14 protein-coding genes are annotated in these 15,778 nt (G+C 41.5%); all 14 read right to left on the reverse strand.

Annotation, left to right across the window (positions count from 1 at the left end; translation table 11 throughout):
* Positions 1–152 precede the first annotated feature (152 nt).
* The 14 genes from E6139_RS06910 to priA all read right to left on the reverse strand — a co-directional run bounded on the left by E6139_RS06910 (position 153) and on the right by priA (position 15,618).
* Positions 153–875: a YebC/PmpR family DNA-binding transcriptional regulator gene (locus E6139_RS06910; RefSeq protein ID WP_316402329.1), complete on the reverse strand. Its 723-nt coding sequence runs from the start codon at positions 873–875 to the stop codon at positions 153–155.
* Between the two features lie 75 nt (positions 876–950).
* Positions 951–1,454, reverse strand: coding sequence for a VanZ family protein (locus E6139_RS06915; RefSeq protein ID WP_316402330.1), 504 nt, complete (start codon positions 1,452–1,454; stop codon positions 951–953).
* Positions 1,455–1,517: 63 nt separating this feature from the next.
* Entirely contained in the window at positions 1,518–2,969 is a 1,452-nt protein-coding gene (locus tag E6139_RS06920; RefSeq protein ID WP_316402331.1) for an NlpC/P60 family protein, read from the reverse strand.
* Between the two features lie 216 nt (positions 2,970–3,185).
* Positions 3,186–3,716, reverse strand: a complete 531-nt coding sequence (gene mreD / locus E6139_RS06925; protein ID WP_316402332.1) for a rod shape-determining protein MreD — start codon at positions 3,714–3,716, stop codon at positions 3,186–3,188.
* A complete protein-coding gene (gene mreC, locus E6139_RS06930) occupies positions 3,713–4,573 on the reverse strand; it encodes a rod shape-determining protein MreC (protein ID WP_316402333.1) in 861 nt (286 codons plus the stop codon). Before mreC ends, mreD begins: the two co-directional genes overlap by 4 nt.
* Positions 4,574–4,730: 157 nt before the next feature.
* Positions 4,731–5,369 carry a thiamine diphosphokinase gene (locus tag E6139_RS06935; protein WP_316402334.1) on the reverse strand — a complete coding sequence of 213 codons (639 nt, stop codon included), beginning with the start codon at positions 5,367–5,369 and terminating at the stop codon, positions 4,731–4,733.
* On the reverse strand, positions 5,369–6,019 hold the full coding sequence (rpe, locus tag E6139_RS06940) for a ribulose-phosphate 3-epimerase (protein WP_316402335.1): 651 nt from the start codon (positions 6,017–6,019) through the stop codon (positions 5,369–5,371). The genes E6139_RS06935 and rpe overlap by 1 nt, the downstream gene beginning before the upstream one ends.
* Positions 6,020–6,435: 416 nt before the next feature.
* Positions 6,436–7,317 carry a ribosome small subunit-dependent GTPase A gene (gene rsgA / locus E6139_RS06945; protein ID WP_316402336.1) on the reverse strand — a complete coding sequence of 294 codons (882 nt, stop codon included), beginning with the start codon at positions 7,315–7,317 and terminating at the stop codon, positions 6,436–6,438.
* A 186-nt stretch (positions 7,318–7,503) separates the two neighbouring features.
* Positions 7,504–9,660: a Stk1 family PASTA domain-containing Ser/Thr kinase gene (gene pknB / locus E6139_RS06950; protein WP_316402337.1), complete on the reverse strand. Its 2,157-nt coding sequence runs from the start codon at positions 9,658–9,660 to the stop codon at positions 7,504–7,506.
* The gene (locus E6139_RS06955; RefSeq protein WP_316402338.1) at positions 9,657–10,400 is read right to left on the reverse strand and encodes a Stp1/IreP family PP2C-type Ser/Thr phosphatase; all 744 of its coding nucleotides are present in this window, start codon (positions 10,398–10,400) and stop codon (positions 9,657–9,659) included. Before E6139_RS06955 ends, pknB begins: the two co-directional genes overlap by 4 nt.
* Positions 10,401–10,422: 22 nt before the next feature.
* Positions 10,423–11,775, reverse strand: a complete 1,353-nt coding sequence (gene rsmB / locus E6139_RS06960; protein ID WP_316402339.1) for a 16S rRNA (cytosine(967)-C(5))-methyltransferase RsmB — start codon at positions 11,773–11,775, stop codon at positions 10,423–10,425.
* Positions 11,776–12,717, reverse strand: a complete 942-nt coding sequence (gene fmt, locus E6139_RS06965) for a methionyl-tRNA formyltransferase (RefSeq protein ID WP_316402340.1) — start codon at positions 12,715–12,717, stop codon at positions 11,776–11,778. It abuts the gene before it with no gap.
* Entirely contained in the window at positions 12,710–13,201 is a 492-nt protein-coding gene (gene def / locus E6139_RS06970; protein ID WP_316402341.1) for a peptide deformylase, read from the reverse strand. Before def ends, fmt begins: the two co-directional genes overlap by 8 nt.
* 14 nt (positions 13,202–13,215) lie before the next feature.
* The gene (gene priA / locus E6139_RS06975; RefSeq protein ID WP_316402342.1) at positions 13,216–15,618 is read right to left on the reverse strand and encodes a primosomal protein N'; all 2,403 of its coding nucleotides are present in this window, start codon (positions 15,616–15,618) and stop codon (positions 13,216–13,218) included.
* Positions 15,619–15,778 lie beyond the last annotated feature (160 nt).

Raw genomic sequence — 15,778 nt, forward strand, 5'->3', positions numbered from 1 at the left:
GAGCCTTTATTTTTTTGTCCTGAATTTCGAAAGAAATCAGATAAAAAGACGTCCCAAACTCAAATTGCGAGTTTGGGACGTCTTTTGTCTACAGTCTGAAACCAGCGAAAGTTTCGCTGGTTTTTTTCTTTATTTTTTTGAAGGATTATCCCTTATTCCGCAGATGTAAATACCTCTGAAACATCATCGTCATCCTCTAATTTCTCAACTAAACGATCAAGCTTCGCTTGCTGCTCTTCATCCAAACTAACGGTTGTCTGTGGTATCATAGTCAGTTCTGCTTGAGCTAGAGTAAAACCATCGGCCTCTAGTTGATCGCGCACACTAGTGAAGTCTTCAGCTGCAGTGTAGATTTCAAATACTTCCGGCTGAATCTCCATGTCCTCTGCGCCAGCTTCAAGCACCTTTTCAAACATCGTATCTTCATCTACTGATAGATCCTTACGCTCGATAGCAATATATCCTTTACGATCAAACATGTAATTGACTGAGCCAGTCTCACCTAAGTTTCCACCATTTTTTGAGAAAGTCACACGAACATTTGTAGCAGTTCGATTGCGGTTATCAGTTAGCGTATGAACAAGTATCGCAACTCCGCCTGGACCATAGCCTTCATAAGTAATTTCATCGTAGTGTTCACCTTCGCCAGCTGATGTAGCCTTCTTGATTGCCCGATCGACATTATCATTAGGCATGTTCGCAGACTTGGCTTTATCTATCACTAATCGTAACGCTGCATTCGTACTCGGGTCAGGACCGCCGGCTTTTGCTGCCATATAAATTTCCCGTGAAATCTTTTGAAAGATTTTTCCTCTTTTCGCATCTTGAGCATTTTTTCGCCCTTGAATATTGTTCCATTTACTATGTCCTGACATGATACATACCTCCAATTATTTTATCATCTTTATCATTGTCTGCCTGAAAGCCACTTTCGTCAAGAAAAACCCTTATTAACGCTTTTTGCGAATAGTCCGAAAAGCAATAATGATCAAGCAGGCTGTTAGCGCGCCGCAAGAATCGAGCATGACATCTTGAAACAACGGTGTACGCCCACCAGTCAACATCTGGTGAAATTCGTCCGTTGCTGCATAACCTGTCGCAGCCAACCAAGCGAAAAGCAGACCTAAGACCGATGATTTTTGCTTCAATTTAGGTAATAATCCTAAGTATAGACTTCCACCTAAAACAAAGTACGTCATAAAATGCGCGCCTTTTCGAATAAAGAATTCAACAAATTTGACATAACCTTTTGCTGAAATACTCACTTCGCTGCCCGCGTAATCAAAAGAAATCTGGCTGAAAAAGCCTTTTAATGGCTCATTTACTAGTAATCTTTGAATCAAGGATACCTGACTTTGCTGTTGATAAGTCATCGAAGAACTAATAAATAAAATAGCCATCATTAAAATAGCAAGACCTAAATAAAAATTACCATTTTTCAATTGTTTCTGCATTGCTTTTCCTCCATTAAAAAAACCGGTACGAAATTCGTACCGGTCACGATTGATTAAATTAGATTACATACGAACTGCAAAGCTTGGTGCATAATAGCTTACAGAACTTACTGTAACTGTTTCGCCAGGTTGAGGGGCGTGAATATATTGTCCGCCACCCATTGCGATAGCTACGTGGTATGTACCACCAGGGCTACCCCAGAAATATAAATCTCCTGCTTGAGCTTCACCAACTGAGATACGAGTTCCAGCTGATTCTTGAGGCACTGTCCAGCCGCCGATTTCGCGTCCAGTAGCTTGACGGAATACATATGAAGTAAAACCAGAACAGTCAAATCCTGCAGGTGTTTTTCCACCCCATACATACGGTGTCCCAATATATTTCATTGCTTCAGCAACTACGCCTGAACCATTTCCAGATGGTGCTGGAGCTGGACTTGGTGTAGGAGTTGGTGCCGGTGTTGATGGCGTTTGGTTATTTGTTGATGAAGAAGTTGAACCTTGATCATTCGAGCCTGAATTTTCAGTGTTAGAAGGTGTCGTTGGTGTCGCACCGCCACCTTGGAAATTATCGTCACTTGAAGATTCAGTTGCTGATGATTCTACTGTACTAGATTGTGTTTGTTCGGTTGTTGAAGATTCAACTGTAGATGAAGACTCAACAGTTGAACTTTCAGTAGTCGTCGTGCTAGCAGCAGCTTCCTCTTGTGCTTTACGGTCTGCTTCTGCTTTTGCATCTGCATCAGCTTTTGCTTTAGCGTCCGCTTCAGCTTTTTTAGCAGCTTCTTGTGCTTCTGCAGCTTTGCGCGCTTCTTCTTGAACACGTTGTTGTTCTTTGATTGCAGCTTCTTGTTTTTCTTTCAAGCTTGCTTTTTCATCTTCAGCAGTAGCTTGTTCGGCTGCTAGAGTTGTTGTTTGAACATTAAGGTCTGCTTGTTTCGCTATCAAATCACCTTTTTGGCTTTCCAAAGTAGCTTGGTTTGCTGTGATTTGCTCTTGTTGTTTTTGATTTTCAGCTTGTTTTTGTTCTACTTCTGCTTTATCCGCTTTTTGTTGTTCAACAAGGTCGTTATTTGCTTTGACAATCGTCGTCATAGCTTGAACACGGCTGACAGCATCAGTAAATGATTCAGCGTTTAATACTACATCAATAACATTCGTGCCTGATGATTGTTTGACTTGTGTATCACGCGCTTGCTCTTTAATTGCAGCGGAACGTTTTTCGATACGTTTTTCTAACGTTTCGATTTGCTTTTGTAATTCTTGAGATTTTTCTCTCAATGATGCTTGTTCGTTTAATAACCCTTGGGCTTTATCGTTAATTGAAGCAACTTCACCTTCTAATGCACTGATTTGTGATTGTGCATCGGTTTGTTGATTTTGTAAACTTGAAATTTTTGCATCTTGATCAGCAATTTTACTATCAAATTCATCGGCAGAAGCTGCGGCTGGAGCTGCTAATGCGCTTAATGTTACTGAACATACCATTAATGCTGATAACAAACTTTTTTTCACTCTAATGTCCTCCGACTACTCAAATTTATTTTTGAATTTTATTAGACTTTTTTCTAACACATTGATGAGTTTACCATAGCAGTATGTCATGCAGATAATAGCTTTGTTACAAAAACATTTCAATTCGCTATTTTTTAGTTACAAATCGAGTCGACAAAAAAACAGAAGAAAATTTCTTCTGTTTTTTTATATTCATTAGCATGTTTGGATTTTCCTTTATACATCAAGCTCTTGCTCGGAAGGTCCAATCAAAATTTTCTCTAATGGGAAAATTAAAATTACAAAAGTCAGAATATTAAAAAGCAATGTCGGACCTAGATAACGGGGGACAAAAAAGTTGCTGCTGACTCCTGTCAAACCGAAAATAGTTTGCAATAATAAACTGATTAGTTCAAAAAGCGTAACGCTTATTACGATCGTAAAAAAAAGTGTTAAAATATTTTGCTGAATAGTTTTCTTAAAGAAATAGAGCAACATGACCAGCACCGGAAAAATCACAGCATAAATGCCGATAACTCCAATATAGTATAGATCATACAAAATCCCTAAAATTAGAGAAGTTCCTAACAAAAACCGTTCATCAACGATCCGCGAGATGATCAGCAAGACTAACAGTGCCAAGTGCGCATTTGCGACATAGACGTTATTTGTCCAAGATGTGATCAACCGGGTCACGTGGGCATCTAACAGAAACAAGAAAAATAATAAGAAGGGCGAAATATATTTCAATGTTGTTCGTTTAATCATTCAGTTACTCCCGCCATTCTTTGGACGATTGTTACGACTGAAATATCATACATTTGTGCATAAGGTTTGATGTAAACTTCTTGATTTATCCCAGTGCTGTTCGGTTTAACCTTAGCGACTGTACCGATAGGCAGATCAGCTGGTGAATTCCCACCCAGACCAGAAGTCTGAACAACATCGCCTTCCTTAATCTCTTGATCTTCAGGAACTTCCGACGCAATCAATTGCTGTGCTTTTGCGTCATATTTGTTTAAGATGCCAAAAGAATTTCCTTTATTTGAACTTATTTTCACTGGAAAATAATTACTACTTTTATTATCAGAAGTTAGTAATTGAATCTTAGATGAATGAGCATTTACTTCCATCACTCGACCAATCAAGCCCTTATTAGACATGACCGCCATGTTTCCTTCCACACCATCACTGCTGCCTTTATCGACGATCAGCATATCTTGCCATGTATCTGGTGAACGAGTAATGACGTTTGCGGTAACTTTTTCATAACTGGTCAATGTTTGATTTAGTTCAAGCTCGTCTTTCAATCTTTCAATTTCTTGCGCTTGATTCTTCGTTTGCTGCTTCACTTCATCATATTTATCAACTTCATTTTTCAATTTTTGGTTTTCTTCATATGTGTTGATCAAGTTAGAAACAGATTCAGCTCCGCTATTTAACCAACGTCCTGGTGCAGTAATTACTTTGTCAACAACACTGATCGTGTCATTGATAGTCGATTGAACAATATTCGTATCGCTGTCCTTCGCGCGATTTGCTGCGGTGATCGAGACAGTTGCCACGACAATAATAACAACAATTAACATGATAATAATATTTTTATTTGGATTAAACTTTCTCACTTAGGCACCTCTGAACGCTATAATATAGATTGAATTTTACCACTAAATGAGGGGATTAAAAAGCAGAGGCGGTTGATTTTAGAGAATTTTAGTATCTCTCACAAATAAAAAAAGAGCGGCGAATTCGTTTCAAAAAAAACGATTCTCAACTCCGCTCCTAAATGTCACGACTCTGGATTACAGCAATCAACCCATCCAAAAAGCTTACTTCAGCATCGCCTGTCATGAACTCATTACTAGCTAAACTAGTCGGTTGTAAAAAATCAACTGCTGATAGTTCATACTTCAGATTTTTTAATGTCAGTTTCTTTACAGGAGTCAAACAGCAAAACGCAACATACTTCATTTCCGGATTTTTAGCAATTTGATGAGTCCCTGAAGCAATATAACTAACATCATTTCCCTGATCCGATATTTTTATCTGGCGCAAAAAAGGTAAAAACCGCGGCTCAACACCAAGCCAAAGATTCGCTAATAGGTGATCTAAACGTCCACCTGTTGCCCCGATCAACGTTACTTCCGCATTAGGGTAGCGCTCAAAAGCAGTCGTCAACGCTAATTGGGTGTCTGTATCATCCTTTTCTGCGGGTGACGTCTGTACTTCTACAACTTGACTGAATACTTCTTCTTTTTCAGCTTCGTTCAATGAATCAAAATCACCGATCGCTAAATCTGGCACGATTCCCTGACGCAAAAGGAATAAATTGCCGCGATCGATTCCAATGACCTTATCAAAATCATTTGAAAAAGCAGGCCAGTGATTGGGATCACCGCCTGCAACAAGTAAAATTTTCATTAGTCGATGGCTGCTCGCAGCGCATTGATTTTTTCTTGTGGGTTTTCTGCGTCATAGATGTATGAGCCAGCGACAAACACATCCGCACCCGCCTCTGCACATTTTCTGGCTGATTCAGGTTGAATTCCACCGTCAACTTCTATTTCATAATGATAGCCATTTTCTTTACGTAAACGATTCAATTCTGCGATCTTTTCAACTTGGCTCTCGATGAACGATTGTCCTCCAAATCCTGGATTGACCGTCATCACTAAGATTTGATCGACATCACCTAAAACATATTTAATCGATTCAACTGGTGTTCCTGGATTCAATACAACACCTGGCTTAACACCTGCTGCTTTGATCATTTGAATCACACGATGAATATGCGTTGTAGCTTCCACATGAGCCATGATAATGTCGGCACCCGCTTTGGCAAAATCGTTGATATAGTTTTCTGGATTAGCAATCATCAAATGAACATCTAGTGGCAATTTAGTAACAGGACGTAAGGCACTCACGACAACTTGACCAAAAGAAATATTTGGTACGAAATTCCCATCCATCACATCAATATGAATGTAATCGACACCTGCATCTTCTACCATTTTTACCTCTTCGCCTAGACGGGCGAAATCTGCACTCAAAATCGATGGGGCAATTTTCATAATGTTTACTCCTTTTTCATTTTAATGTATTTATTTTTCCTTACAGAAAAAATAAGTCTGAGTTTCAAGCCGTATATCATCCAACTAGGTTTCTCTTACCTTATAATTTCTACACATTCCATCTGCTTCTCATCACAGCTGAACTGTGAAAAGTTGGACTGACATCCTTTTTCATTTTAATGTTTTTATTTTTCTTTACAGAAAAAATAAGTCTGAGTTTCAAGCCGTATATCATCCAACTAGGTTTCTCTTACCTTATAATTTCTACACATTTCAGCTGTTTCTTATCACAGCTGAACTGCGAATAGTTGGACTGACATCCTTTTTCATTTTAATGTTTTTATTTTTCTTTACAGAAAAAGTCTAAGTTCAAAGCCGTATGTAGTTACATACGCATTATATATAACATCTAATAATTATTTATTCTTTTTATAAATAGGACGGCGCTTTTCGATTTCCTGCAGAAACTGTAAATAATTATCATAACGTGTTTGGGCGATTTTGCCTTCTTCCAATCGACGTTTCACTTCACAGCCTGGTTCTTTTACATGTCGGCATTCACGAAAACGACATTCTGGTGCGGCTTCGCGAAATTCAGGAAACTCTTTGGGTAGTTCTTCAGCAGATATTTCTAAGAAATCAATCGAGCTGAATCCCGGAGTGTCGGCGACCAAACCGTTAAACAAATCTAAGAGTTCTACATGTCGTGTCGTATGACGACCTCGTCCTAGCGCATCAGAAATCTCACCTGTTTCCAAATTCAAATCGGGCGAAACATCGTTCAATAAGGTGGACTTGCCGGCTCCTGATTGCCCCATAAAGACAGTCAAATTATCGGCAAACAGATCTGTCAGTTTTTGTTTGTCTTGTTCGCCATCGATTACGGGATAACCAAGCGGTTCATAGACTGATCGAATTTCATCCACCAAGACTTGGTCAGCAACTAAATCTGTTTTGGATAAATAGATGATTGGATGAATGTATTTATTTTCCAACGTCACTAAAAAACGATCCAACAGATTGTATGAAAAATTCGGTTCCACTAAGCTAGTCACAATGACCCCTTGATCGACATTAGCAACTGGCGGACGCACTAACTCATTCTTGCGCGGCAGCAACTCGAGAATGTAGCCTTCACTATTCTCTTCACTGCTAAAGACCACTTCATCCCCAACCAAAGGTGTTAATTTTTTTTTTCGAAAATTTCCGCGGGCACGCGTTTGATGAATCTTTCCTTCACTGGCAACGTAATAAAAACCACTTAAAGCCTTACGAATCTGTCCTTTGATTCGTCTCATCTCCTTTATCTAACTGAAAAACCACGACTTTTTCACATTAAAGAATTAATTTTCCGATGAAAACTAGTTCGATTTTCAAGCCGTATACCATCCTTCAATTTCCTTTTTATTGTAGCATACTTCAAAACCTATTTCAGTACAAATGACCTAAAAAACCTTTCCTAAAAAAATAGGAAAGGCTTCTTTTTATGATATGGTAATTGTTTCAGCTTTTTGTACATTCTTAGTCATCACTACATTCCCATTTCGTTGAACCTCGATCGTAGCTGGATTCCCCTCAGTCGTTGTTACAGATACTGTTGGTGATGCTGAATCAGTGTTTTTGTCTAACGGAAAACTCAAAACTTCCGTTAAATTAGCATTTTTTGCATCTTTTATTCTTACAGTTATGATATCTTGTTTATCTTCTGAACCGGTGAACTTAGCTGATATGGTCACATCGAAACTCGTTTCCTTATTTTCTGGTCCCTTGGAGATATAGAGCGTCACAGTGTCACCCTTTTTAAGCGAGCTAGAGCCTGCTCCAGGATCTGTCCGCGTAACTTTTCCAGCTTCCACATCATCGGAAAACTCTTCCACCTCTGTATACTTCAGACCACTATTAGTTAGTGTCGCCTCTGCAGTTCCTTTGTCCTGACCAGCTAAATCTTCTAGCTCAACATAAGCAGTTCCAGAACTAACCGTCAAAGTGATTGTATCGGTTGATTTAAGCGCTGTTCCACTTACTGGATCCTGACTAATAACTACTTCCGCTGCAACTGTCTCACTCGATTCATAGTTCACAATGATTTGTCTTTCTGCAATTCCAAGTTCCAATAGGTTTTCTCTCGCTTGCACATAAGTCATGCCTGAATACTGTCCAATCTTAAAGGTTTTTGGTCCTTTAGATACTTCAAAGGTAATTTCATCTGTTTTCGGATTTAACTTTGTTCCTTCTCTAGGACTTTGACTGATAATCTGATCGACAGCGACATTGTCATCATTTATTTTCTTGATGCGGATGTTTTTCTCAGCAAATCCAATATCGACCAAATCTTCTTGTGCATCTTCGATCGATTCGCCCTCATAGTCTTTGATAGACACTTCTTGCGTACCTGAACTGACGAATAGTCGCACGGAACGACTCTTTTTGACCATTGTTCCAGCTGCTGGATTAGTTTTAACGACGCGGCCTTTTTGAACTGTGTCACTTGAGACTTCTGAGGTCTTACTATCCACCGACAAGTTTGCGTTTTTGATAGCTGCACGTGCTTCCGCCTCAGTCATATTCTCAACCTGCGGAACCGATATCTCGGCTGAGCTCGTCAGCAGGTAACCGACCACTCCGCCAATTCCCAACATCAGTAATAAAAAAATGATAATCAGGCGTTTTCTGCCCTTTTTCTTTTTTGGTTTTTCTTCTGGCTCCGGAGTTTCTTCTTTGGGCTTTTCAGCTGGAATATCTTCCGGTTGAATCGGTGTCAGCACTTTCGTTTCATCTAGCATCACTGTTGGTCGCCACGGCAATTCGTTTGCCCGCGCTGGAGTTAACGCTGTTGAAAGGTCTGCTGCCATTTCTTCTGCCGTTTTATACCGATCAGCCGGTTCCTTCGCAGTGGCATGCATCACGATATTTTCCAAAGCTTGCGGGACTTCTGGATCAAAGCCTTTTACTGAAGGCATCTCATCTTGGAAATGCTTCAATGCGATCGTTACAGCAGATTCACCATCGAATGGTACACTGCCGGTGATCATTTCATACAAAATAATCCCTAATGCATAAATATCTGATTGCTTCGTTGCCATGCTGCCGCGGGCTTGTTCGGGTGATAAATAATGCACCGAGCCCAGCATGGAGTTCGTTTGGGTCAGAGAGGTTTCAGATAAGGCGATCGCGATACCGAAGTCTGCGATTTTCACCACGCCTGCCTGATCCATCAAAATATTTTGCGGCTTCAAGTCACGGTGAATAATACCATGAGCATGAGCTAGGCTCACTGCAGATAGAATTTGTTCCATGATATCTACAATCTTGCCATAAGGAATATGCTGATGCATTTGAATATAGCGTTTCAGGTCCATCCCTTTTACATATTCCATGACCAAGTACTGCATACCGTCTTCTTCATCCACATCGTATACTCCTACGATATTCGGGTGAACCATCTCGGTTGCCGCTAAAGCTTCACGCTGAAAACGGCGAATTGCAGTTTGATCATTTTGAAAGTCAAAGCGTAATATTTTGATGGCAACATCACGATCCAAAATCAAATCGTGGGCCAAGAAGACGTTTGCCATACCGCCGCTGCCGATATTGGCGATAACTTTGTAACGTCCATTGACCAATTTGCCTATTTCAATCATGGACGAGCCTCCCCTTCAAAATGGATCAGCAAAACGGTGATATTGTCCGCACCGCCAGCATCATTGGCTGCATTAATCAGCTGCTTGGTCTTCGCTTCCAATGTTTGATCACTTTCCACGATTGCTAAAATATTTTCTTCACTCACCATATTGGTCAATCCGTCTGAACACAATAACAAATAATCGTCCTGATGACACTGATGCTCTGAAATATCTGTCTTAATCGTCCCTGCGATCCCCACTGAACGAGTCAACACATTTTTTTGTGGGTGGATTGCTGCCATTTCTGCAGTAATTTCCCCAGACTTCAGCAGCTCATTGACCAAGGAATGATCATCTGTCAACTGTTGTAATTGATTATTTTGGATCAAGTATGCCCGGCTATCACCAACGTGAGCCAACACAAATTTTTCATCTAACAACGCCGTGCTGACAATCGTTGTCCCCATTCCCTGCATTTCTGGATGAGCAATTCCTTCTTGATAGATTGCTTCATTGACATTTTGGATTTCAGTTGAAAACCATTTAGCGGCTTCTTCCGGCTGTGCGATAGTCGAGGTTGACCAAGCAGCGCCTAAACCGTCAACCGCCATTTTACTAGCAACATCGCCAGCTAAATGACCGCCCATGCCATCAGCTAATATCGCCAAATACATTCCTGCTTGATTAGTAAATACATTCGCATAGTCTTGATTCATATTGCGCCGCTTGCCGATGTCTGATTGAAATTGGATCTCCATCCTTTTGTCCACCTCATTTTTTCTATTTTTTTCGCATTGCACAAATAAAAAAGCCATCCGTCATAAACATTTCTGGATATAAAACCAACATTTGATCTTGGATCGCCGGCTGTAGTTTCATTTCTAAATCTAGTTCAATTTTTTCAAATTCAGGGTGAGTTGCTAAAAACTCAGCCACCACTTTTTGATTCTCTTCTTTTGCAATTGTACATGTACTGTATACCATAATTCCACCTGATTTCAATGTGGGAGCGCAATTCTTTAAAATTTCTAGTTGAATTTTGGGCAATTGAACAAAATCTTGTGGTTTTTTCTGATACTTGATGTCCGGTTTTCGACGCATCAAGCCTAAACCTGAACATGGCGCATCTACCAAGATACGGTCAAAACTTTCTGGTTCAAAATTTTCTGCCGCTTCACGGGCATCCATTTTCTTCGTCACAACCATATCTGCTACTCGCAGACGTTCCGCATTCTCCTGGACTAATTTCAGCTTATGATCATGAATGTCCAGAGCGGTCACTGAGCCTTCATCCTGCAGCAAAGCAGCGATATGCGTTGTTTTTCCGCCTGGTGCTGCACAGGCGTCCAAAACTTTTTGACCTGGTTTGATCTGCATCGCTTGAGCAACCAACATCGAGCTCTCATCTTGAATCGTCAGCCAGCCATTTTGGAATAATTCACTACCGGCTAGAAATCCCTTATCGGCTACAATGCCATAAGGCGAAAGTTCACTGAGGCGCGCTTCAATTCCGTCTTCTTCCAAAGCTTCGATCGCCTCTGCACGCGTTAAGAACCGCGGATCAATCCGAGCACTGACCCGACTAGGTTCCAATAAGGACAAGCCCAATTTACGTGTCTCTTCTTCACCAATTTCTGACACAAATTTTTCTGTGAGAAATCTCGGTAGACTAATCTCTGTTGCCAAACGTTCAATTGGGTCTTGAATCAGCTCCAACGATGGTGCGCCTTCACGTTGAAATGAGCGCAGGACACCGTTGACAAATTTTCCCGTGCCAGGATTTCCTTTCGCTTTAGCGATTTCCACCGCTTCATTAATAATCGCATGGTCTGGGACTCGATCTAAATAGAGCATTTGGTAAATCGATAGCTGCAATAAGCTTTTGACCCACAGATCAACTTTCTTCGCCTTTTTGATAAAAGGTTCAATATCATACGCTAATAAAAGCTGGCGGCTGAGCGTGCCATAAACAAGCTCGGTTAATAGAGCGGTGTCTTTCCCATCGACTTGGTTCTTTTGAATCAATTCGTTCAACAGTAGATTGGAATAAGCACCGCCACGATTGATCCGTTCGATCGCTTCAAGTGCGGTAAAACGGACTGAGCGTAATAATTTTTTGGGAATTTTTGCCATCTAGCCCACCTGCTGCCCTTCAGCAACTGCTTGACCACTGCCGTTTAGAAAGGCTTGGATCGCTTGCTTGGCTTTGCCGGCTGGCTGCAGTTCGTCAATTGCCAAAACACTGCCATTTCCGCAGGCTATATGTAATTCTTTTTTTGAACGTTTAATGATAGTACCAGGAGCTGCTGATGTTGTTTCTTCTAAAGGTGTCGTGCGGAAAATCTTCCATCGTGCACCTTCATAGGTCGTAAATGCCACCGGCCATGGATGCATTCCTCGAACCTGATTATCAACTTCTTCCGCTGTCTTATGCCAATCGATCGCTTCTTGTTCACGACTGATATTTGGAGAAAATGTGGCTTCCTCTTCGTTTTGCGGTGTTGGCTTTAGTTCGCCAGAGATGATCTTTGGTAATGTTTTTAGCAGTAATTCTTTTCCAACTTGGCTAAGTTTTTCAAACATCGTACCGACATCATCTTGTTTCGTGATGGCGATTTTTTGTTGACTGAAGATGCCGCCTGCGTCCATTTTTTTGATCATCTCCATGATCGTCACGCCTGTTTCAGCTTCACCTTCCATGATCGCATAATGTACAGGGGCACCTCCGCGATATTTAGGTAGCAATGATGCATGAACATTGATTGCTCCTAGTCTAGGGACTTGTAATAGCTTCTCAGGTAAAAATTGACCGAAAGCCGCTGTGATTAATAAATCAGGCGCTAATTCTTTGATCTTCTCCATCTCAGGAGAACCACTGATTTTTTCTGGCTGCAAAACTAATAAATCATGCTTCAATGCCGCTTCCTTTACTGGCGTCGGTGTGATGATCTTTTTCCGACCAACTGGACGATCTGGCTGTGTGACAACAGCAGCAACATCATAGCCTGCCTCGATCAAGCTTTCAAGGATCGGTACTGAAAAGGCGGGGGTTCCCATAAATACAATTTTAGTCATCGGCATGTTCCTCCATATATCTTTCTAAATCTTCTGGTGTAATCATTTCAATCACTTGATCAATGAACAGCTTACCATCTAAATGATCGATCTCATGTTGAAAGGCACGGGCCAAATAGCCATAAGCAGTGACTTCCATCTCTGTACCTTCACGGTCATAGTAACGCACAGTCACTTCATCTGCGCGTTCGACCGTTCCATAGGTTTCTGGAATCGAAAGACAGCCTTCAACATCAATACTCGTCCCTTTACGATCAACAATCTCGGGATTGATAAAATCAAAACGATCTCCTTCTTCCACTTCTATCACTGCAATACGCAGATTTTTTCCGATCTGGGGTGCAGCCAAGCCAATACCGTCGTGAGCCACCATCGTTTCATACATGTCGTCTAATAAAGTGACGATCTCATCCGTAATATATTCGATCGGCTCCGCTTTTTTGTATAATCGTTCGTCAGGATGAATAATAATTGGGTAACGCATTGTATCCCTTCTCTCTAAATAAAGTACATAGGTTCATTATCAATCGCGATCAATAAGCCTTGGCGCTGATCCTTTTGACTCACCTGTAAAATATCTTCTAAAGTAGCCTGTAATTTTGGCTCGTTTTTGTATTTGATAATCAGTTGGTAATAGTAGCGATTTTTAATTCGTAAGATCGCTCCCGGTGTCGGTCCTAATAAAATACTTTGCGGACTAAGCTGTTTCCGTAATTGTTCCGCTAATTGGAACGCTTTTTGGGCGGCCCGCATCTCTTCCTGATGGGAAACGGTCACCTTCACCGTGTAATAATAAGGTGGATAATCTGTTTGATGACGAATCCGCATCTCCTGCTGAAAAAAGCTTTCGTAATCATGATGCTGCGCCAGCTTAATCGTATAATGTTCTGGATTGAAGGTCTGAATGATCACTTCACCGGCTTTTTCACCGCGACCCGCACGACCGCTAACCTGCGTCAGCAATTGGAACGTTCGTTCACTGGAACGGAAATCCGGCAGATTCAATGCAGTGTCCGCATTTAGTACCCCGACTAGCGTCACATTCGGAAAATCCAGACCTTTGGCAATCATCTGTGTACCTAATAGGATATCCGCTTCACGCTCTCCAAAGGCCGTCAATATCTTCTCATGGGCACCTTTGCGGCGAGTCGTGTCGACATCCATCCGCAAAACCCGAGCTTCAGGGATTAGTTCTTCTAATTCTTCCTGCACTTTTTCTGTTCCGGTTCCGAAGTAGCGAATTTTATCCTTGCCGCAGTTCGGACAACGATGGGGAATTCCTTCCTCGTGACCACAGTAATGGCAGCGCATCGTTTTCGTATCCATATGCAATGTTAAAGAGATGTCACAATTGGGACAAGGCAACACAAAGCCGCAATCTCGACACATCACAAATGAGGAGTATCCCCGTCTGTTTAACAAAAGAACACTCTGTTCACCTCTAGCTAAGCGATCACGCAGCTTCTCTTCTAAACTTTCAGAAAAAGAAGAGTTTAAGCGACGCTGCATTTCTTCCCGCATATCAACGATTTCAACCGTCGGTAGTTTTGCCTGGGCGTTAGCTCGCTCTGTCAGCTTCAATAATCGATAGACCCCTTTTTGCCCTCGCGCACGGGATTCTAGCGAAGGGGTCGCACTGCCAAGAACGACTGGACAATGATGGTATTTCCCGCGCCAAATCGCAAGATCGCGGGCGTGGTATCGCGGAGACTCATCTTGTTTATAGCTGGTCTCATGTTCTTCGTCTACGATGATCACGCCAAGATTTTCTAACGGAGCGAAAATCGCTGAACGGGCTCCTACTACTACATGCGCTTCTCCACGTTCTAACTTACGCCATTCATCGTATTTCTCTCCTTGCGATAGGCCACTGTGTAAAACGGCTACTTCACTGCCGAAACGGGCTTTGAAGCGCGTCGCCATCTGCGGCGTCAAAGAAATTTCCGGTACCAGCATCATCGCAGTTTGCCCATTTGCCAATACATCTTGAATCACCTGCAAATAAACTTCGGTCTTGCCGCTGCCAGTTACACCTTCTAACAGAAAAACCTGATGTTCATTTGAATCGCTCTTTTGACTGATGGCTTCATAAGCCGTTCTTTGCTCTGCATTCAAATCCAGTGCTGAAGTTTGTTCAATTTCTCTTTCAGCGTAAGGATCGCGATATTTTTCTACCGCCACAAATTCCAGCCAGCCCTTTTTCTCTGCTTGATTCAAATTGGCTAAAGAAAAATCTTCCGCCTTCATTTGTTTGACAGCAATCAGTTCTTCTTCAGAAAGCTCCGCTAGATAGTCCAGCAGCTGTTCTTGCTTATAGGAATTTTTACGTAAATCGGCTTTTAATTTATCTTTATTTTCTGGTGCAAAAGTTCGTTTAATATACCGCTCTGTCTTCACCTTGTTTTTGGTGTGAACTTCATAGCGCAGCTCAACAATGCCTTGTTCACGTAGTACTGCTAGTTCTTTCAGCCAGCCCTGAGCTTCTGCCTCCTCCCACGTGAGTGAATCTGAATCGCCAAAGTATTTCGCTCGGACGGCTGCATTTTCCTCAACAAGAAACAGCCGTTTTTGATAATCTGCCTTCATCACACTAGGCAGCATGGTTTGTAAACAAGTCACTTTAAAGGCAAAGGTCGTTTCTTTCATGTAATCCGCCAACGCCAATAACTCCTGATTCAAAACTGGCGTTAAGTCCAACACACGAATAATCGGTTTTAAATTATCTGGCAGTGGTTCTGGCGCAGTCTCAAAACCAACAACGAAACCTTGAACATGTCTTGGACCAAAGCCAACCTCCACCCGCATGCCGACTTCTACTGCTAATTGAGGCGGGATCAAATAACTAAACGGTTGATCCGTCTGCATTGCCGGCACATCTACAATCACTTGTGCTAATTTCATTTTTCCGCCTCCATTCTTGAATATTGTACTCGATTTCAACTATGTACGTCTAAGTTTATGAAACTATGTAGGGAAAACTTTGACACAAAAAAGAAGGGACTGCGCCAAAAGTATTTGGTACAATCCCATTTACGCTTCTTCGGCAAGAAAAAATCTATGC

The sequence above is a fragment of the Enterococcus sp. genome, from assembly GCF_032555305.1.
Classification (GTDB): Bacteria; Bacillota; Bacilli; order Lactobacillales; family Enterococcaceae; genus Enterococcus_A.